Origin of the sequence: Marinomonas balearica (assembly GCF_004362145.1) — a bacterium.
Classification (GTDB): domain Bacteria; phylum Pseudomonadota; class Gammaproteobacteria; order Pseudomonadales; family Marinomonadaceae; genus Marinomonas; species Marinomonas balearica.
On sequence record NZ_SNXC01000011.1, the window covers coordinates 423,988 to 445,091 of the forward strand.

Below are 21,104 nucleotides of genomic sequence, written 5' to 3' on the forward strand. Positions count from 1 at the left end.
CATGAGAACGTCTATAGAAACGCAATCGTTTGGCAGTCGTGCTAACCCGTCTATTTTTATAGTATCAGGCTGGGCGATGCCGAATGAGATTTTTAATGATTTCGCAAATCGTTTGTCAGAACGGTTTTATGTCGTTGTCGCGAGCCTGCCTGGTGTTACGTGCAGTGAAGAATGGCGAAGAAAGAACCGTATCGGGCCAAACTACGATATTGATGCGCTTGCTGAACAACTTATACGCGTTGCGCCAAGTAATGCGTGGTGGTTGGGGTGGTCCCTTGGGGGGATGATCTCAACGTACGTTGCAGCACGACGTTCTAGTTGTGTACAAGGTTTGATCACCATAGCTTCAGCCCCCAGTTTTGTGGCGCGAGAAGATTGTTCCTATGGTATGGCGCTTGCTGACTTTGACCATTTTCAAAACCTTGTTGAGCAAGATCCCAAAAAAGGATTAAAGCGTTTTGTGTCCCTGCAAGCAACCGGAGCATCGAATGAGCGCGCGTTAACTAAGTCCATTCGAGCAATACAAAATGAGGAGTTGATCGATGAAGCCGCTCTATCGGGTGGATTAAACTTGTTGCGATCATTAGATGTGAGGCGTGAATTAGAGTTACTTGATTTGCCCAATATCCACTATTTTGGGAAGCTTGATGCGCTCGTAAACTATTCTGCGATCGATTCGGAACTGCCACACAATGACCTTCAGTCCGTTGAACTTATCGACACCTCTGCACACCAACCGTTTCTTGAGTGCCCAGACATTCTGTTAGAAAAAATAATTACCTTTATCGATGACAACGCAATTGGATAAACGCCTCTATAAAACTTCTGTAGCGAGGCATTTTGGTCGTGCCGCAACGACTTACAATGATTATGCTGGTTTTCAGCTGAGAGTGGTGGATGAGTTAGCCGAATTGTTACCCAGTGCATTCTTACAGGAACCGTCTTCGCTAGATAGGTCTACTAGTTCGGTTTTTGTTGATTTAGGCGCAGGGACGGGCAGCAGTTCTAAAGCATTACGGAAAAAATACGGCTCTCAACCGCATTTGCTTTCGCTGGATATATCCGTTGATATGCTTAAACAGCTCAAATTTGATGGCGTGAATACCAATGTTTGTTGCGCTGATTTTGAGCAGCTTCCTATTAAGTCCTCTAGTATTGATTTGTTTTTTTCAAGTCTCGCAATTCAATGGTGCCTTTCACTTGATACCTTGTTGAGTGAGGTGAACCGCGCTTTAGTGCCTGACGGTGAATTTGTATTTTCGACACTTTTAAACGGCTCTATGTTTGAACTCGAACAGGCTTGGAATCAGGTTGATCGACGCTCACACGTTAATCATTATTTGTCAGAGGCTCAAATTTTAGAAAAGATCAAAACAAATAATTTTGAGGTTGTTTGTTGTGAATCGAAAATTATTACTATGACGTTTCCCAGTGTGAAATCTGCGCTGTATTCACTCAAAAAAATTGGAGCGTCTTTGGTAGTAGAAGGGCAAAAAGAGTTTATGTCTAAGAGTAAGTGGAAGCAATTTGTTGGCGCATATGAGGAGTATAAAACTCATCAGGGGATTCCTCTAAGTTATCAGGTGATGTTTTCACGTATTCGGAAAAAGTAAGAGAGTGAGTAAACATGAAAAAACGATTTTTTGTTGCGGGTACGGATACGGACGTAGGAAAAACCTATGTGTCTACGGGGTTGCTGAGCGCTGCTGTTCGAAACGGGGAGCGTGCGTTTGGTTTAAAGCCTATCGCCGCCGGAGCTGAGCAAATCGATGGAGCGCTTCGAAATGAGGACGCGCTTGCAATTTTAGCAGCAGGAAATGTTTCGTTAGCGTATGAGCAAATAAACCCAGTCGTTCTTGAAGAAGCCATAGCCCCTCACATTGCCGCTGCACATGAGGGGAAGCTGATAACAAGCTCCCGTCTTGAAGGGTATATAAAAGGTTCTATGTTGAATCCGCATGATTTTATGTTGGTTGAAGGCGCGGGTGGCTGGAGAGTGCCGTTAAACGATCGTGAGCTGCTTTCTGATCTGGCTAAGTCACTAAAATTCCCAGTTATTTTAGTGGTTAATATGAAGCTCGGGTGCCTCAACCACGCTTTACTTACTGTCGAATCTATTATCCGCGATGGGCTGAATATTGCGGGGTGGGTTGCTAATAGAGGGTTGGAAAGTATGGCTTTTTATAATGAAAATCTCGCCACACTTAAGCATATGATTAATGCGCCACTGCTTGGGGAGTTGTCTTGGATGCCTAGCGATGAAGCTGCTCGATCCGAATTCGATGCAATCTATCAGTTATTAAGCACAAAAGACTAAACAAATATGCACAAAATGTTATAAGGTTAATAAAGTTACAGGTATAACTTACTCTGTCTTTGAGTGGTCCTAATTTAACGTTTAGTGGTGAAATAGTCATTATGCTGCGTTTTTATTATGTTGTTCTAGGTTGTCTGCTAGCCATCTTGTCATCCAGTGCATTTTCTTCAATAAATGTTGGGTTAGTTGCCTCGTTTGATGATGAGCAAGAGGCGCGTTCGTTGGCGTATCAATACGGTATACAGGCGCTTTTTAAGCGAGTTAATACCGAGGGAGGCATAAAGGGGAAAAGCCTAACCTTAGAAGTGCTGAATGATCATGCAAACAGTGAATTAGCGACCTCAAATGCGCAGCGACTGATTACTAGAAAAAAAACCATTGCATTATTTGGTGGGGATACATTACAAACCGCTGACGCGATAAAGCAAGTTGCATTTCGTGAAAAAGTCCCTTACCTCAGCTCTATGACGAGTAGCCCGTCTCTTTATGGAAAAGTAGGTTATGTTCTCAATTTAAAACCCTCGATGTTGCATGAATTTGACGCGCTGTGCCGATACTTTACTCAAGAGAAGAAACACCGCTTAGCAGTCGTTCATGCTCGTAATAGCATATATGCGGATTTGATAAAACAAAGCTGTTTATCAAGTGTTCCGAATGTCTCTTCGTTTAAAACGTTTAAGTTTGGAACGATACGTTCTTCAATCGAGCGAACTCATTTAGGTCTTCAGTCACTGAGAGACTACGATGTTGTGTTTGTCGGCAGCAATGGAGATCTCGCGCCGTTGTTGAAACAGATAAACATCAGCTCTATTTCTAACTCATATTATTTTTTATCCGGCATTGAATTTAGGCGCAGTGTTCAAAATGTGGAAAATAAACGTGCTTTAAAATTTATCGAATATTTGCCAGTCAATTACTTGTCATCTAAAGCGTACTCCAAATATAAATTAGATTTGAATGCATTGAGCCCAGCATTGCAACCTTCAAAAATAGGCTTTGAAGGTTATCTTGCTGCATCCGTATTAACAGCAGGGCTTGAGGCTGTGGTGAGTCCATTTGAAATCGAAGACCCAAACGACTTATTTAGGTTGCCTTTGTCGGTGGCACGAAAGTTAACAGGCTGGGTTCAATCTGGAAGTCAAAATACGTTGTCACGAGAGCTTAGCAATGCGTTGAATGTTACTCACACATTGGATCTAGGTCTTGGCCTGTACCTCGGCTTTGATGGTGAGAATAACTACTTAGATTTCCCACTTCACATCAGTGAACCGCAGTTAGACTAAGGAGTGATTACATGTCTCAAGATATTCAGCTCGCACGCGTCAAAGCTCCCGTACTGATCCCCCTACTGTCCGCTCTGTTTATATTGTGGCTAGCCTTTGTTTTGATTGCTTGGCTTTGGTTGGAAAATGTTCGCCAAAATGAATTGGAATCCCTTGCAGGTCGTTTTGATGAGCAAATTTATCGCTCTCAATTGACTCTCTCACGCTCTATTAGAGAGAGGTTGAATTGGGTGGACGATTTTTCTCAAGAATTGAATGTTGATGACCCTAAGACTCTTCAGGATATTTTGTACGATTCTGCTGAAGCATTGGGTGTTGAGCGGCTTATTTGGATTGGGCAGTCGAACAACGTTAAATTGGATTATTCAAAGGGCATCGTTCCAAATAAAGGGCTTATTGATTTAGGTAATCGAGACTTTTCCACTCCGTCTTCGACGCTCAAATTGTTGGGGGATGGTGAGCTGGTTGTCCGGACTGTTGTGCCGTTTGGTGAAAAGCAAGAAACATTTGTGTTGGTGGATGTATCGTTCAGCGATGCTATTTTGGAGGTCGCCCGTAATCAAGGGTTATACACGAATGTGTATGCGGAGAAAGCATCACTAGATTCTGAACAACTTAATAAGTATCGAGCTGCTATCGTCAATGCTTCTTCTTCAGATGATGCGCTTATATCGATAGCCACCAGTGATGCTGTTATCGACCACTCTATATTTTCAAAAGTGTTTGAACGTTATTTGCTTTCAGATTCGCCCAATATTTTTTATCAACCTGGATTCGAACAAGATGAACGTCTATTTGATATTGCGCTTATTCCGTTAATAGACAACAAGGGCAGTGTTATTTCACATGTCCTAGTTTCGCGTTCAGCAGAAGAAACAAGCGATGAGATATATTTGGCTCAAGCTATTATTACCGTTATTTCTCTGATTGTGGCGGGGTCGCTTTTTGTCTTTTTCTTCTGGTTGCTCGGGCGAATAGAGCAACGAATTCATGCTGGTGAAAAGCGAATTATAGAGGAGCGAGACCGTTCGGAGAGCTTACGATTGCAATCTGAGTCGCTGCGAGTTGAAGCTGAAGAGCATCGTGTGTCCGCGGAACAAGCACGAGATGAGGCAGAAAAAGCCAGCGCCGTTAAGTCGGAGTTTTTGGCGAAAATGAGCCATGAACTTCGTACACCGTTGAATGCGATCATCGGGCTTTCGGAAATGATGCATGAAGACGCTTTAGAGTTTGGTGATGAAGATTATGTAGAGCCGCTGGAAAGGGTTGTACGATCCTCGAAGCACCTTTTGAACCTAATTAATGAAATATTGGACATCTCTAAAATCGAAGCTGGGAAGATGGAGTTAAGTGAATCCGAGCTTGATTTTGATGCAGTGCTGAGTGAGGTCTACCAGACGGTTGACTCGCTCGCTAAAAATAAAGGACTTTCGCTTGAGTACGAGGCTGGAAGTGTAGGGTTATTGATCGGAGACGCGTTACGTATCAAGCAGATATTTTTCAATCTATTAAGTAATGCCGTCAAGTTTACTGAGAGCGGAAGCGTAACGCTGAGAGTTGTAGAGCAGACGGATGAATTACAAGTTGATGTCATTGACACTGGTTTAGGAATGTCTGATGAACAAATAGACACCTTGTTTCAAGATTTTGTTCAGGTCGATTCCAGTGTTAATAGAAAGTTTGAAGGCACTGGGCTGGGTTTGGCGATCAGTCGTCGATTTGCGAGGATGATGAAGGGCGACATTACTGTGAAAAGTGAGATCGGGAAAGGTTCAACGTTTAGCGTTAGATTACCGATTAAACAAGGTGGACAAGCTCCTTCAATTATGGGAAGCACGGCAAAAGGAAAATTTAATGTTTTGGTTATTGATGATGACCTTGAAACCGTATCCTATATTTCAAGCGTTTTAGAGCCCCGCTGTCATATTGAAACAGCTCGAAATGGTGTTGAGGCTCTTGAAAAAGCGCGGGAATTAAAACCGAAACTGATTACTCTTGATATAGAAATGCCTGTACTGAATGGATGGGATACATTAGCAGCGCTTAAGGCGGATCCTGAGTTGAGCGATATTCCGGTGATCATTATTTCTGTTACGGATGAAAAAGAAAAAGCCGCTGCGCTCGGTGTTGATAGTTACCTCGTTAAGCCTTTGTCACAGGAGAGTCTTGAGTCTGCTTTTGGGTCGCTAGACTGCTTGGAATCAACTAGAGTTTTAATAGTGGATGATTCCGAAGACATACGTATATCCGCAAAGCGGCTTTTAGAAAAAAGTGGGGCGCTTGTTGCTGAAGCTGGTAATGGCCTCGAGGCTCAAGTCGCAATAAACGATCAGATTCCTGACCTCATACTTCTTGATTTAATGATGCCAGAAATGGACGGTTTTGCTTTCTTGGAGTGGTTGAAAGTCCAGCCTGAATTAGCTCAAATAAATGTCTTTGTAATGACGGCAATGACGTTAACAGATCAGCAAAAACGAATGCTGGAGAAGCGCGCGAATGCGGTCGTAACTAAGGGAAGTGACGATATGGGGGTTTTGTTTAAGGAAATTGATACGTTACTTTGTGAGTCTAAATGATGGCGAAATGTGTTCTTTATGTTGAAGATAACGAAGACAATGTTTATATGTTATCGAGAAGGTTAAAGCGCAAAGGTTGGGACGTAGAAGTTGCTCCGACAGGTGAAGACGGCGTTAGAATGGCGGAAAACAAGAGCTATGATCTTATTTTGATGGATTTGAGTCTTCCTGGAATAGACGGATGGCAAGCAACTCAAATTATTCGTGAGAAGGGCATATTAACCCCGATACTTGCGCTTTCTGCGCATGCGATGCAAGAGCATATCGATCAAGCCTTATCTGCAGGCGCTAATGATTTTGATAGTAAACCCGTGGATTTCACGCGCTTACTAAGTAAGATGTCGAAACTTGGAGAGTAAGTTCTATGAGTGAGCCTAGGATGCTGATTGTTGATGATCATGATGATAATCGCTATACCCTAATTCGTCGTCTTAGGCGTCTTGGCTACCCAGATTGTGACGAAGCCGAGAATGGTCAAGTTGCATTGGAAATGATTCGAGAGAATACTTACGATCTTGTTTTCTTAGATCTCATGATGCCTGTTATGGACGGCTTTTCAACGCTAAGAGCAATGCGTGAAGAGGGACTTTCGGATCATCTGCCTATTATAATGATTTCGGCCGCAGACGATTTAGAAAATGTTGCTAAAGGAATTGAGTTAGGCGCAGAAGACTATTTATCTAAACCTTTTAATCCTACCCTTCTTAGTGCTCGAACAGCGTCTGCGCTGGAAAAGCGGTCTAAGGCCATTGCTAATTTAAACGCTGCAAAGTATTGCGATCCGGCTTCAGGATTGAAAAATAAGCAAGGTTTGATTGAAGATCTTGATAGCGAAGCATCGAATGTTTCGGCCGCTATTATATTTAAGATGTCTAAATACAGTATGGTAATGTCTTCTTATGGAAACGACATTGCAAATCGTTACTTCTCTAGTCAGGCCAAGACACTGAGGTCTATGGTTGATTTGGAGTATCCAGAAGTAAAAGAGATATATCGATTTAATGACGATTTGTTGTCAATAACGCTGGAAAGTAACGACTCAAATTCGTTAGTCCAAATCGCACACAGTTTATGTCGCAAATTAAGTGGACGTAAACAAGTGGATAACGGGGCGTTAAATGAAGAAGTCGTCGCAGGTGTTGTCGCTGATCTTGATGAGGTAACTTCAACTGACATTCTCCAAAGACTGACTTCTTCGCTTGCTCAAACCTGTTCAAATGCTCCTGTCGCGTTGTATGACTCCGAACATACTTCCCAGGCCTTAAGGAGAATCAGGGTCGAGGCTGACTTAAAGGACGCCATTGATCAGCAGCTTCTCGAGGTGTTTTTTCAGCCACAAGTGAACGTATCAACCAAAGAGGTTGTTGCTGCAGAAGCATTGGTGCGTTGGAAACACACCGAGCTAGGTATGATTTCACCCGGTGAGTTTATTCCAATTGCCGAAGAGAATGGGATGATTGTGGCGCTTGGTGAAGTGGTGTTTATAAAAACCCTTAAGACCTTAAAAACGCTGGATAAGCTTGGGTGTTCAGTTCCGATAAGTATTAATATCGGCTCGGATCACTTTCTTATGCACAATTTTGTTAGCTGGTGTAGTGAGGCGGTAGAAAGAGAGCAGGTTCCGGTTCAGTTTGTAAAATTAGAGCTGACGGAGTCGACATTGCTTAACAGTGTCGAAGAAGGGGTTAAGGTATTGAGTCAACTTCGCAGTAAGGGATTTAAAATTGCATTAGACGATTTTGGCACGGGATATTCCTCGTTGTCGTACTTACTTGAACTGCCGTTGGATCAGCTTAAAATTGATAAGCAATTTGTTGATATGCTGGATAAAGACAAACGATCGGAGAATCTTTTGTCTCATTTAGTGGGGCTCGCTCATGAGCTCGATTTGCAGGTTGTCGTCGAAGGGGTAGAGAATGAGGCGCAGGTCTCATTTATGGAGCATGCAGATGCGGATCTAATTCAGGGTTTTTATTACTATAAACCACTGCCTCAACAAGAGTTTGTCTATCTTCTGTCAAAGCCAGTTAACTAAACCTTACTGGCTTTGAGTTTTTCTTCGTCGTATATTTAACTAATTGTTTATTGGATAGATTTTATGAAAGCCTGCGTAATTGGCTTATCCAAAGAAGAGTACCAAACCCTGATTCCGGTTTTGCACTTTTTAGATGTGGATTGGTCATATGATTTTGACTCTTCAGATATATTAATCGCTGGAGCAAGCCTTTCATTGGATGAGCTAATTAAGGTGGGCATTCCTTTTATAAGTTTAAAAACTCATGATTCGACGTTTGATATTGAAATAGGATGGTTGCGCCCATTACCTTGGAGGCAAACGGATATTCTTCCAATTTTTCACAAAATCCTCGAATCGAGAAAAATGCCGAGACAGTCAGGCGTTAATCTGAACCTTCATGTGCGGCATTTAGAATCATTATTAATACGCCAAGCGCTGGTGGCGTCGAAAGGAGTTGTGTCTAAAGCTGCTCAAATGCTTCAGATACAAAGGACAACCTTGATCGAAAAAATGCGTAGATACCACATTGATAAATCGGAGTATTAAGTGACCAAAGATGAGGAAATAGCGCAGCTAAAAGACGCATTTTCAGCCTTTAAAGAAACCTCCGACGTGTTAAGTCAATCTTATTCAGATTTACAAGCACAGGTTGCTCTACTGAGTGAGCAACTTGCTAAAAGTGAAAAGGCAAAAAAAGATCAGGAAACGCAAAATACGTTATTGATTAATCAGTTTCAGCAGCTGTTTTTATCGATGCCCGTCGGTGTTTTATTGCTAAATGCGCAGGGAGTTGTCGTTATGACAAACCCTATTATTGAAAAACTCTTAGATATTGCTCTCTTAGGGGAGAGTTGGGCAAGTATTGTACCTAAGTGTTTTAGCCCTCAAGAAGATGACGGTCATGAGGTGACTCTTGTAACAGGGCGACGTGTGAGAGTGGAAACTTCGTCGTTAGGAGATGTTCCAGGGCAGCTGATTATCTTAGTTGATCTTACGGAAACTCATCTACTTCAAAAGAAGCTTTCGCATCATGAGAGGTTGTCTAACATAGGTCGTATGGTCGCAGCGCTTGCCCATCAAATAAGAACGCCTCTGGCTTCAGCAATGTTGTACGCAGGGCATTTAGAAAAAGACGATATCCCTATTGATTTAAGACGAAAATTCACTGGGAAGCTGTCAGAGAGATTGAAAAATATAGAGCATCAGATACGCGATATGCTGATCTTTTCCAAATCTGATATTCGATTGGACGAAATGATTAGTGTGGTTGATTTTTATAATGAATTGACAGCACTTGCATCGGAAATCAGTGAAAGGACTGATTTCCCTGTGGTAGCTTATTTGAATTTTAGTGAGCCTGATCGAGTATTCATTAGGTGCAATAAAGATACGCTAGCAGGCGCTATTACAAATTTGATCAACAATGGCATTGAAGCGTCTGTTTTAGATAGAGTGCCAGTAGAGCTTGTGTTTGAAGAGACGAAAGACGGATTAATGGTCAGTGTTCGAGATCAAGGTGTTGGCATGAGCCCGCAAAAGAGAAAAGAAATTGATGAGGGTTTTGTCACCACAAAGCAACATGGTACAGGTTTAGGAATTATGGTGGTAAAAGCAATTGTCAGAGCTCATCATGGTGTTTTTCGGTTAATGAGTGAAGAAGGTAAGGGGACATGTGCGCTTGTAAATATTCCCTTGCTTAGGAGTTAAAATGAATAAAGTAAAGTTGCTGATTGTTGAAGATGATCGTGGATTAGCAGAGGCTCTTGAAGATACTTTGCTTCTTGCTGGCTATGATTGCAGTGTTGTTGGAAGCTCTGAAGATGCCATTTTAGCCCTAAAAAAACAAACGTTTGATATGGTTGTTTCTGATATCAACTTACCCGGCATGGACGGTTATGGTTTATTAAAATATGTAGTGGGCCATTATCCTGAGCTTCCTATCATGCTGATGACTGCCTATGGTGATATTGCGCACGCCGTAGAAGCAATGCGAGAGGGTGCCGTCGATTACTTGTTAAAGCCCTTTGAAGAAGCAGAATTACTTGAAGTCATTCAAAAGCATGCTTCAGGCACTTCGGATGCAAAAAGTTCGTCTTTAATTGCGGTTGACCCTTCTAGTACGGCTATGGTCGATCTTGCAAGGCGTGTTGCTGTAACAGATTCTACAGTTTTAATTTGTGGAGAAAGTGGCACAGGTAAAGAGGTGCTGGCGAATTTTATTCATACGTCATCGGCTAGAAAAGGCCAACCGTTTGTCGCGATAAACTGTGCTGCAATTCCAGAAAATATGCTTGAGGCCATATTGTTTGGGTATGAAAAGGGAGCATACACTGGCGCTGTAAATTCTCAAGCAGGTAAATTTGAGCAGGCAAACGGAGGAACCATCCTGTTAGATGAAATTACAGAAATGGATGTCGGTCTACAGGCTAAACTGCTCAGAGTGCTACAAGAGCAAGAAGTAGAAAGATTGGGTGGGAAAAAACCGATAAAACTGGATCTTCGGATTATTGCGACGACGAACCGTGATTTGGCGAGTTATGTAAAAGAAGGTGGATTTAGGGAAGACTTATTTTACAGGTTGAATGTTTTCCCGCTTAAATGGTTGCCTATTAGAGAGCGCAAAGGTGATATCATTCCAATTGCTGAGTCACTCCTTAAAAAACATTCGATTAAGATGAGATTGGGCGAGGTTGTATTAATGCCTTCTGCCCAAAGTAAGCTGGAATCTCACCGCTGGCCAGGAAATGTTCGAGAACTCGATAATGTGATACAGCGCGCCCTAATATTATGCGGTGGTGGAACAGTGCAGGAACAGCACATCGTATTCGATATGTTGAGCAGCGAGCCGCTGATCGAATCTGAGTCTCCATCAGATGAAAATGACGATGCAGCGTCTATTCTTGGTCAAGGCGTACAGCAACACGAATTTAGAATTATCGCTCAAGCGCTAATTGAGGCGAAAGGAAAGCGCAAGGACGTTGCAGAGAAACTTGGGATAAGTCCTCGAACATTGCGTTATAAAATCGCTAAAATGCGTGAATATGGTTTAGAAGTTGATTGATCTTTTTATCTAGTTTTAAATAGCCTTATGCTAAGCTATATGTACAAAGGTTCATAGAGAGTGAAATATGGTCACAAATAGACCAGATATAAATCAGGTACTGTCTCAGATGCGCCAAATGCGGGAGCAGGTTCAGTCACCTTCCGATTCGTTGAATCGAATTAATAGTCAGGATGGATTAAATGTTAATGATGTAGCAGCGACCGATAAATCGGAGTTTGCTGATATGTTAAAACAGGCTATTGATCAGGTTAATACGAATCAGAAAGAGGCAACGAGCTTAGCTCAAGCGTATGAGCGTGGCGACCCTAATGTCGATTTACCAGAAGTGATGATTGGATTACAAAAATCCAGTATTTCTTTTGAAGCAATGACTCAGGTTCGCAACAAGCTGGTTGATGCCTACGAGAAAATAATGAATATGCCAGTATAATAGCTGGCAATAACGTTTAGGCGCCGATGTAAATGGATAACGTTCCAGCACAACAATCTGAGCAAAAGCTATACATGGAGTTGTTGACGGGCTTCAATAAGTTGACGGTAATCCGACAGCTTGCATTGATGGTCGGTCTTGCCGCGTCTATAGCAATTGCTCTGGCGGCAGTGCTCTGGTCAAGTGGCCCATCCTATAAGCCTGTTTTAAGCAGCATTACTGATTATAACGCCGATCAAATAGTCGAACTCCTCAGTACGAATAACATTCCTTTTAAACTCGATCAAAATACTGGCGCGCTGTTGGTCGAGGAAGAGTTTTATCACCAAGCAAGGTTAAAATTAGCAGGCTCAGGTATTGTCTCAGATAAAATTGTTGGCCTAGAAATCATGGATCAAGATCAGGCCTTGGGTACGTCGCAATTTATTGAAACTGCGCGTTACCGGCGTGGTTTAGAGGGCGAACTTAGTCGGACGATTACCAGTTTGCAAAGCGTGAAGTCCGCTCGCGTTCATCTCGCTATTCCAAAAGAGTCGGTATTTGTGAGGGATACTCGAAAACCAACCGCATCCGTATTTCTCGAATTGTATTCAGGACGGCGATTAGATCGCAGTCAAGTCGATGCGATAGTGAATTTGGTCGCTTCTAGTATCTCTCAATTGAGTGACAAAGATGTAACTGTTGTTGATCAACGAGGAACATTACTTACGGATAAGGACTCTACTTCAGAGCTGTCGATCGCTGGTAAACAATTTGACTACACAAGGCGTGTTGAAGAAGTGATGCTGCGTCGAGTAAACAATATTTTATTGCCTGTCGTTGGATCCGGACGATTTAAAGCGGAAGTATCTGCTGATATTGACTTTACAGCGGTGGAACAAACAGATGAGCAATATAACCCTGACCTTCTAGCGTTAAGAAGCGAGCAAACATTCAAAGAGCGTCGTTCCACGGCTGGTGGGAACAACGGCGTACCGGGAGCGCTTACAAATCAGCCTCCTGGAGCAGTGAATGCACCCGAGCAAGCAGATGTGAATGGAACTCCTATTGGTGGCACAGGAGCGGGAGGAACAGGCCAATCGAAAGAAGAAACTACGCGAAACTTTGAGTTGGATCGAAGTATAAGTTATACCAAAAGACAGCAGGGAACTGTGCGTCGCCTTTCAGTTGCTGTAGTAGTGGACGATGTGGCCTCTCTAAATGCTGAAACATCGGAAATTGAACGAGCGCCGTGGAATGATGATGAACTTAGTCGTTTAACTTTATTGGTAAGAGACGCCGTTGGTTACGACCCTTCACGTGGAGACAGTGTCAGTGTCATTAATTCTCCATTTGCTTTGCCGGAGCCGCCTGCCGCACCAGAAATTATTCCATTTTATAAGCAGGAGTGGTTTTTAAGTCTGCTTCAGCCGACCCTTGTTGGTCTGTTTATATTGATCCTATTGCTGGTTGTAGTGCGTCCCATACTTACGACTCTTAGTGAGCAGAACAAAATTGCCGTCGCTGAAGATACGGAAGCCGCCATATTTGCTGATGAAACAGATGAAATTTCTGATGATCAGGTCTCATTGGTGAGCGCAGAAGATGTTATGGTGCCTGGATCGCCAGAGAAAATTGATCGTCAATTAAATGCGATACGAGGGCTCATTGCGGAAGAGCCTGAACGCGTCGCACAAGTTGTAAAACAGTGGGTAATGGAAGGGTAAATGAGCGAAGCGTCACCTGGTGAAGATCTAACCTCGATAGAGAAAGCTGCCGTCTTGTTGATGTCGCTTGGCGAATCTGATGCCGCACAAATTTTGAAGCACATGGGGCCAAAAGAAGTTCAGCGAATTGGTCAAACAATGGCTCAATTGGCGAACGTTCAGCGCCATCAAGTGGAGAAGGTGTTGGATGATTTCCTAATTCTTGTCGGAGATCAAACAGGTTTAGGACTGGGCGCTGATGGCTACATCAGAAACATGCTTAAGGAAGCTTTAGGGGAAGAGAAAGCCGGAAGCTTGATTGACCGGATACTTTTAGGTGGTAATACCACGGGTCTAGACACTCTAAAATGGATGGAACCGCGCGCGGTATCGGATGTTATTCGTTACGAGCACCCGCAAATTCAAGCAATCGTAATTTCTTATCTTGATTCCGATCAGGCTTCAGAAATCTTGGCAAACTTTGACGAACGCGTGCGTCTGGATATCCTACTTAGGGTCGCATCATTAGAAACGGTTCAACCGGCTGCGCTGCAAGAGCTAAACAATATTCTTGAAAGACAGTTCTCGGGTAATCAATCTACTCAGTCGACATCAATTGGTGGTGTGCGTACTGCTGCGAACATTATGAACTTAATAGACAGCTCTATAGAGTCTGAGCTTATGGAATCTATCCGAGATGTGGATGAAGATCTTGCTAACACTATTCAGGATATGATGTTCGTATTTGATAACTTGATTGACGTAGACGATCGCGGAATTCAAGCAATCATGCGCGAAGTTGAGTCCGAAACACTTATTCTTGCACTGAAAGGGGCTGACCCGGATATGCAAGAGAAAATATTTAAAAACATGTCCTCGCGAGCGGCTGATATGCTGAAAGATGATTTAGAAGCGAAAGGCCCTGTTAGGGTGAGTGAAGTTGAGGTTGCGCAAAAAGAAATTTTGGCGATTGCACGTAGACTGGCTGATAACGGTGAAATCGTTCTCGGCGGTGGCGGCGAGCAAATGGTTTAATTGAATGACAGAGAATGGACCTGAAAACGATAAGAAGTTAACTGCATACGAGCGCTGGGAACTACCAAATTTAGATAATCATGATGATAAAGAGCAAGCTCCACGAGAATCTGCTCTTTATATCAAGGAAGAAGCCACTCCGGCTGTTGAAGAAATTGAAGAAGAGTCGTTAGTATACGAACCGTTAACCGCATCCCAATTAGAAGAAATACGCTCTGCTGCCTACGATGAAGGCTTTATTCAAGGTGAGTCCGATGGCTATGATAAAGGCTATAAAGAAGGTGTTGAGACAGGAAAGCAGGAAGGACTTGAGCTAGGGAAAGAGGAAGGGGTTGCAGAGGGTGTTGAGCTTGGTAAGGCCGAGGTGATTGAGCAAGGTGCAGCCCATCTTCAGCAAGTTGAAACGGCATTAAATCAGGCGTACCAAGAGCTATTACAACCTCTCGAGGAATCTCGATCTGAATTAGAATCATTGTTATATAGATCTGTTCGATCTCTTGTCGAAACAATTTGTGAAAATGAGTTAAGTGCTACCAGTGGAGACATGCTAGTTAAGGGTCTATCTCAAGCGCTCGATACTATTGGGGAGTTTGAGGGAAAGGCCAGATTAACGGTTAATCCTGTAGACCGCGAGGCTCTAACGAATGTTGGGTCACTTGAGAGATTGGATATCCAAATTGAGTCAGATGATTCAATGTTGGAAGGGGGTTTTCTTTTGAACTCAAACTCCTTTTTTGTTGACGGTAGCGTAGAAACAAAATTAAACAGTGTCTTCGAAAAAATAAAATCTCCTTCCGAACAGCCATAAACCTATGACTTCAATTTTAGAGCGCATGTCACATCTTGAGTCACTTAATGTGACGATTCCGCCACCTGTTGTTGCCGGTAAGGTAACACGTATGGTGGGGCTGACAATGGAGGCGATCGGCTGCAAAGTGGCGTTGGGCGATCGTTGTAATGTTCAAGTCGGAAAGAGTAAATGGGTGGAATCAGAGGTTGTAGGATTTAATGGTAAGCTGACCTATCTTATGCCTACCGAGGCGATTGAAGGGATTGCCCCTGGAGCACAAGTTGTTCCCCTCAATGAAGACAGTCGAATGCCGGTGGGTGATCATTTATTGGGAAGGGTCATTAACGGTCTAGGAAGACCATTGGATGGAAAAGGGCCGATAACCTCTGATCAGTCTATTTCATTGCAAGGTGAGATTATAAATCCGCTCCAAAGAAAACCTATTTCAGAAACACTCGATGTCGGTATTAAAACGATCAATAGTCTCTTGACCGTAGGTAAAGGGCAGCGATTGGGTCTATTTGCAGGCAGTGGTGTCGGGAAAAGTATGTTACTTGGCATGATGACCCGATTTACAGAAGCTGACATTACTATTGTCGGGCTCATTGGCGAACGGGGGCGAGAGGTAAAAGAGTTTATTGAGCAAATCTTAGGGGAAGAAGGGCTCGCCAAGTCAGTGGTTATAGCGTCTCCTGCCGATGATTCGGCATTGATGCGTTTGAGAGCTGCTATGCTAACGACTCGAATTGCTGAATATTTTCGTGATCAAGGGCGTAACGTGCTGCTGTTGATGGATTCTTTGACACGTTACGCACAAGCGCAACGTGAAATCGCGCTTTCTGTTGGAGAGCCTCCAGCAACAAAGGGTTATCCGCCGTCGGTATTTTCAAAGCTTCCTCAGTTAGTTGAACGAGCAGGGAACGGGAAGGAAGGTGGTGGCTCAATTACTGCATTCTATACAGTGCTAACCGAAGGTGATGACCAGCAGGATCCTATTGCAGATTCTTCTCGTGCTATATTGGATGGTCATATTGTCTTGTCTCGACGACTTGCCGAAGAAGGGCACTACCCTGCGATTGATGTTGAGGCATCTATTTCCCGAGCAATGCCTCAAATAGTGAGTCAGGAGCATTTGCAAGGTGCTATGCGGGTTAAGCAGCTCTATTCAAAGTTTCAGCAAAATCGAGATTTGATATCAGTCGGAGCCTATAATAAGGGCAGTGATCCTGATCTTGATCAAGCAATTATGTTAATGCCTGATATAAATGCGTTTCTTCGACAATCTCTCTCGGAAAGTTTTAATTTAGATCAAAGTCTTGAGCATCTGGTGAAAGCGTTAACTGCAAACAAGTAATAATGCCTAATTATTGGTATTTTCTTATCGCCTTTTGCTAGTATGTCACTGTATGAATACAATAATTGCGTAACGCCTTGTTTCGAACAAGAATTCTTTATGACGTATTGTTTTTGCGTGAAGTGAGTGCTTTCGTTGGGGTTAATGGATGAGATTTGAATTGTGAAAAAATCTGCTCGAATGCAAGTGCTTGTAAATTTAGCTCAGCGAGAAGAAGATAAGGTGTCTGAGCTTGTTGCAAATGAACGCAAGAAAGTAGACCTTGATAAGCAAAAATTACAAGATTTAAAAAGTTATGCGGAGCAGTACGACCAAGAGCGGAATTTGCTTGGTATGTCGTCTCATTTGGCCGTTAACTACCAGCATTTTGTTGATAGGCTACAACAAGCGATTCATCAGCAAGAAGGCCAAGTGTCTCGATCAGAACAGCAGTATAATATGGCGATGCGGCGCTGGCAGGCTGCCAGAGCAAAAACAAAAGGAATGGATTGGCTTAAGGATAAATCTATTGGCGAAGAAGAGCGAGTCGAAGAAAAGCTTGAGCAGGCTAGAAACGATGAATTTGCAACCAGAAAATTCTTCGATAATAACCGCTAATTTTTTGTTATGACTGTTTTTTCTCCTACATACGTATCAGTCTCCCTCCATACTATTCAAGATATCGAAGAAGTTTTATTTTCTTATGCAATGAATCCTGTCTTCTGTTTGCAAAAAATTCGATCAGTACTTTCACGTTTATTTGAGCAAGAGCTAATTGGTGGTACTACGGCAAGCGTTCTTTTTCGTTTTACTTATCGTTATGTCACGGCGGAGATCGAGAAAGGAAGTCGTTACAGTCCAAACGTTGTCAGTAATCTATTTGGTCAAATGGATGGCGTTAGAACGGTAATCGCTGCCAGCAGCTTTGGTCAATCTGACAGCGCGTTAAAACGTTTGAGTGGTCTTCCGTTTTGGTCGAATACTCTGTTGGTTTCTACAAACAGAGAAAAAGCTTCGTTTAGTGCGAAACTCGAAGGGGGGATTGAGCAACTTATTGAAGTGTTACCAGCGCTCGTCTCTCTTGGCAGTTTGAGGCTCGATGTCGAGGATGATGTTTATCTCATGTTAGAAACAACGCAGCCACTAAGTTGGCTGTCGACTCGCTTTTCTCACTTTGAGTGGTTTAGTAGGAAGAATGATTTGATGGATCATTCAAGTAAAGCCTGCTTTCAAGAAGGTTTGAGGTCTTTTCTACGCGATTCGCCCAATGTTACCCTTGTACGACAAGGGCAGCTTTCGAAGTATGAGTTACGCCGTCTCGAATCTTCTCTTCAAGGTGTTGTATCAAGACAATATGTGAAAGCCTCGGACTGCCGATTTAATGATAATTGTCTCACTCCAGATTATTTAGTACCAATATTTGAAATGGAAGAAAGAGAGCTTGCTGAAGATGAGGTCTGTGATTTTCTCACCGTATCTGGCCACAGTTGCATGTATCTTAAATCTGATTCGAAATGGACGCCTGAATTATTAGGGCGACAATCCTGCGTTGTAGAGGTGGTAATCGTTGAAATTGGAGACCATCAATTTGCATTTCCCAAAACGTCTCTATCGAATGCCTCAGATGAACAAGCGATATATGAATTAAGCTTTTCTAATTCAGACGGTTGGCACGTACGTGAAGCGCATGGCACTCTTTCCAATAATCATCGTTTAAACGCTATTAAATTAAAAGTGTTCGATAAAATCGTTTGGGTGAATTGCGATCACTTCTGGGCTGATTTTGCAATTTCTTACGATGTTCAGTCGATATCCAATCTATATCTAAATATCTGGTCGACGGATCACTATGGTATTTTGGTTGAACCCAACTTTATTTCATTGATATTCAATCAGGATGAGCTGAATCTGCCTGATTTTGCGTTGGTAGAGTCGTCAAAATCCGTGCGTAATTCTGAAGTCCTTATGAGTAAAGGCGTGCTTGAAATGGATAAAAGGGTATATGAAATTAAACGAGGACAGTATATTTCAAGTCCCAGTGAGGCAGTTGTTGATGTCGTTTCGGCACACGCTTTATCGATGTTTAAAGACAGTGCTCGATGGTTTGATCAATTGATACCCTTAGTGAATGTATTAGGAAATACGGAAAAACAATCTGATTTAGTCGTGATATTTCGAAACCAAGGCGGTTTTTTGTATGGAATTCGTGTGTTAAACGAAGTTCATACAGAAGAAGTGCAGCCAACTATTACTTTAAAGTGTGAGCTTTTGTATGATAATGGCTATCAAATGAAGCTTGGGGCGCTGAGTGACTTTACGTATTTTGATTGGGAAGCTATATCCAATATGGCTCAAAATTTGATCCATATGATGTCTGAGGATTGTCTAAAAAATGGCTGCTGAAAGTAACGTCCAAATTCCTACAATAAAAATGTCAGATTTCATAATTCGGCATAGTTTGATTATTACTTTGCTGATGTTTTGTTCATTTGGCTTAGGCTATAAATACATTAACGAAGCGTGGAAATTACATGTTAACGATGCCGCATATTATATTAATGTAGAGACGCGAATTATCGAATTGAAAGCTCGAATGTTAATGCAAGCTCAATTCGAGGATGAGGAGGAGTTTACTAACTTCTCTTTAACAACAAAGCTCAATGTTGATGGTATTGTTTCTAGTCTGTCTGACGAAGGCATTAGCACAATTAAGCTCGAAAATATTTATCCGATTGGCTTAGATGAATACAAAGACAAAGCATTACTGAAAAGTAGAATAAACAGAAACCTATCACTTCTTGAGGATCAAAGGTTTGTCGTTGATAGTGCTCGATTAGCTTCTGAGTTGATATGGTGGAAATACGGAGATCAAAAGTGGTTGATCTCTTTTTGTGTGCTTGTCATATTTTCGCTGCTGTATTTTGTGTTTTTTATCGTTCAGGTTCAACGAAAGATTGGAGCAGGTGTACGCTATTTACATACTGTCGTAGATAAATTGCATAACCCGAATGTCCATTCCTTAGTTCCATTTGAACGAAAAGATGAATTTTCAGAACTTGCTCGTTATGTCGAAAGTACAGTATTAAATATTCGATATGATTTGAATGATGCAAATGACGCATCAAAAATTTTCCAACATGCATTTCACCATGCTTCCTCTCCAGTATTAATAGTGTCCCTCTCAACATCTGATATTCAATATGCAAACTTCGCATTTCATTCTCTTTGGTCTGATTTTCATGAAGTCATGTCAAATCAGCTTCAGATCGAATGGTCGTTAGATACTTCAGAAGACGGTCGCTTCGAAAACCTGAAAGATTTAATGGATCAGCACGAGGTGCATTTAAAAATCGAACGCGGGGGCTATATTGTTCGATTTTTCAGCGATGATGATCCAGAAATCTCTAGCGATAGTTGTATTGTAGTGTTTGAAAAACTCGATCCTGTTAATGAACTAACGGTGTTGAATGCATCTATTTCATTGATGTCTAAAGGGAACTGGGCTATTCCAATTAGAATATTGGATCGTAGCTCGGTTTTTTATGACGCTTCTTCAAACTTGGAAAACATTAGGGCTCAAGTTCAACACGTGTTCAAAGAACTGCAAGAGAACAGTTTGAGCCCTCCTGTTTTGATTACTAAGTTACAACAAATACCAACGTTTATTCACCAAAATATAGATCACACTGAAGTGAGTAATGAGCTTGATATAAAGCAGCGTTGCTTGGAGTTGCATCGAGCGTTAGAGCATTTAGTGGACGACGTTCAAAACCTAAAGAATGGCTTTAATGCGATTTACGCAAACTTGGATTTAGATTTTGATAGTCTCTCAAGTGTCAAACAGTCAACTGAACGACTATCCATAGAAAAACTCAACGATGCTAAGTTAAGTGTTTTAGATGTTAAGCGAGCATTGCTGCCGTTACTTGAAGAGAAAGAGTCTGATTCATCATATCGCCGAAAGTTGATCGATTTGTTGCATGACATCGACCTTGTAGTTGACCAATTATCAATCGAGGAACATGGAAGTGAGAATTCGTTTGATCAGCCTGTAGAAATCCTTAAGCTGGTAAAAGATTGCAGTCAGAGCCATGAAAACAAATTAAACGTGTTTTCTGAGCAGCTTGATCAGCTTTATAGTGAAATGAACGATTTGTTTGATGACGATGAGATAGATGAAGCTGAGGAGTTGTCAGGGTCTTATGTGGATCCTGAAAAGCGTCTAGACTCATGGGATGATTATTAAGCATTTTGATGTCTAATGTATGGAGGCTGAAATGATAAGTTGCGTTAAAAGCGATGGAGTTGCCACCATTAAGATACAGGGCGCGTTTGATTTTAGCTGTCATAAGGCTTTTTCCGATGTGTATGAAAAAGTAAAAAGTGAGCGTGATATTCGAGTCGATTTCTCTGAAACGACCTATTTAGACAGTTCTGCGTTAGGTATGCTGATATTGCTTCGTGATCATGCAAAAATAAAAAATGGGAGTGTTGTGCTAATTAGTCCAGATGAGACTGTGAATGATGCGTTAAAAATGGCAAACTTTGATCGACTGTTTAAGATAGAGCGATAG

At 42.2% G+C, this 21,104-nt stretch carries 19 protein-coding genes; all 19 read left to right on the forward strand.

Features of this window, described 5'->3' with window-relative positions:
- The first annotated feature begins 1 nt into the window (after window position 1).
- Window positions 2–808 carry an alpha/beta fold hydrolase gene (locus DFP79_RS09415; protein ID WP_133503700.1) on the forward strand — a complete coding sequence of 269 codons (807 nt, stop codon included), beginning with the start codon at window positions 2–4 and terminating at the stop codon, window positions 806–808.
- Window positions 789–1,613: a malonyl-ACP O-methyltransferase BioC gene (gene bioC, locus DFP79_RS09420; protein ID WP_133503701.1), complete on the forward strand. Its 825-nt coding sequence runs from the start codon at window positions 789–791 to the stop codon at window positions 1,611–1,613. The genes DFP79_RS09415 and bioC overlap by 20 nt, the downstream gene beginning before the upstream one ends.
- A gap of 14 nt (window positions 1,614–1,627) precedes the next feature.
- Entirely contained in the window at window positions 1,628–2,317 is a 690-nt protein-coding gene (gene bioD / locus DFP79_RS09425) for a dethiobiotin synthase (protein WP_133503702.1), read from the forward strand.
- A gap of 101 nt (window positions 2,318–2,418) precedes the next feature.
- On the forward strand, window positions 2,419–3,600 hold the full coding sequence (locus DFP79_RS09430; protein ID WP_133503703.1) for an ABC transporter substrate-binding protein: 1,182 nt from the start codon (window positions 2,419–2,421) through the stop codon (window positions 3,598–3,600).
- An 11-nt stretch (window positions 3,601–3,611) separates the two neighbouring features.
- On the forward strand, window positions 3,612–6,176 hold the full coding sequence (locus DFP79_RS09435; protein WP_133503704.1) for an ATP-binding response regulator: 2,565 nt from the start codon (window positions 3,612–3,614) through the stop codon (window positions 6,174–6,176).
- Window positions 6,173–6,535, forward strand: coding sequence for a response regulator (locus DFP79_RS09440; protein WP_133503705.1), 363 nt, complete (start codon window positions 6,173–6,175; stop codon window positions 6,533–6,535). Before DFP79_RS09435 ends, DFP79_RS09440 begins: the two co-directional genes overlap by 4 nt.
- Before the next feature lie 5 nt (window positions 6,536–6,540).
- Window positions 6,541–8,211, forward strand: coding sequence for an EAL domain-containing response regulator (locus DFP79_RS09445; protein ID WP_133503706.1), 1,671 nt, complete (start codon window positions 6,541–6,543; stop codon window positions 8,209–8,211).
- Window positions 8,212–8,274: 63 nt separating this feature from the next.
- The gene (locus DFP79_RS09450; RefSeq protein ID WP_133503707.1) at window positions 8,275–8,739 is read left to right on the forward strand and encodes a helix-turn-helix domain-containing protein; all 465 of its coding nucleotides are present in this window, start codon (window positions 8,275–8,277) and stop codon (window positions 8,737–8,739) included.
- Complete coding sequence (locus DFP79_RS09455) at window positions 8,740–9,900, forward strand: sensor histidine kinase (protein ID WP_133503708.1); 1,161 nt, start codon at window positions 8,740–8,742, stop codon at window positions 9,898–9,900. It abuts the gene before it with no gap.
- Between the two features lies 1 nt (window position 9,901).
- The gene (locus DFP79_RS09460; protein ID WP_133503709.1) at window positions 9,902–11,254 is read left to right on the forward strand and encodes a sigma-54-dependent transcriptional regulator; all 1,353 of its coding nucleotides are present in this window, start codon (window positions 9,902–9,904) and stop codon (window positions 11,252–11,254) included.
- Between the two features lie 67 nt (window positions 11,255–11,321).
- On the forward strand, window positions 11,322–11,687 hold the full coding sequence (fliE, locus tag DFP79_RS09465; protein ID WP_133503710.1) for a flagellar hook-basal body complex protein FliE: 366 nt from the start codon (window positions 11,322–11,324) through the stop codon (window positions 11,685–11,687).
- Window positions 11,688–11,719: 32 nt separating this feature from the next.
- Entirely contained in the window at window positions 11,720–13,393 is a 1,674-nt protein-coding gene (gene fliF, locus DFP79_RS09470) for a flagellar basal-body MS-ring/collar protein FliF (RefSeq protein WP_133503711.1), read from the forward strand.
- Window positions 13,394–14,407 carry a flagellar motor switch protein FliG gene (fliG, locus tag DFP79_RS09475; RefSeq protein WP_133503712.1) on the forward strand — a complete coding sequence of 338 codons (1,014 nt, stop codon included), beginning with the start codon at window positions 13,394–13,396 and terminating at the stop codon, window positions 14,405–14,407.
- A 4-nt stretch (window positions 14,408–14,411) separates the two neighbouring features.
- The gene (locus DFP79_RS09480; protein ID WP_133503713.1) at window positions 14,412–15,215 is read left to right on the forward strand and encodes a FliH/SctL family protein; all 804 of its coding nucleotides are present in this window, start codon (window positions 14,412–14,414) and stop codon (window positions 15,213–15,215) included.
- 4 nt (window positions 15,216–15,219) lie between these two features.
- The gene (gene fliI, locus DFP79_RS09485; protein ID WP_133503714.1) at window positions 15,220–16,551 is read left to right on the forward strand and encodes a flagellar protein export ATPase FliI; all 1,332 of its coding nucleotides are present in this window, start codon (window positions 15,220–15,222) and stop codon (window positions 16,549–16,551) included.
- A gap of 162 nt (window positions 16,552–16,713) precedes the next feature.
- Window positions 16,714–17,148 carry a flagellar export protein FliJ gene (gene fliJ, locus DFP79_RS09490; RefSeq protein ID WP_243730241.1) on the forward strand — a complete coding sequence of 145 codons (435 nt, stop codon included), beginning with the start codon at window positions 16,714–16,716 and terminating at the stop codon, window positions 17,146–17,148.
- A 9-nt stretch (window positions 17,149–17,157) separates the two neighbouring features.
- Window positions 17,158–18,933, forward strand: a complete 1,776-nt coding sequence (locus DFP79_RS09495) for a hypothetical protein (RefSeq protein ID WP_166637673.1) — start codon at window positions 17,158–17,160, stop codon at window positions 18,931–18,933.
- Window positions 18,923–20,776, forward strand: coding sequence for a hypothetical protein (locus DFP79_RS09500; protein WP_133503717.1), 1,854 nt, complete (start codon window positions 18,923–18,925; stop codon window positions 20,774–20,776). Before DFP79_RS09495 ends, DFP79_RS09500 begins: the two co-directional genes overlap by 11 nt.
- 31 nt (window positions 20,777–20,807) lie before the next feature.
- Complete coding sequence (locus tag DFP79_RS09505; protein ID WP_133503718.1) at window positions 20,808–21,104, forward strand: STAS domain-containing protein; 297 nt, start codon at window positions 20,808–20,810, stop codon at window positions 21,102–21,104.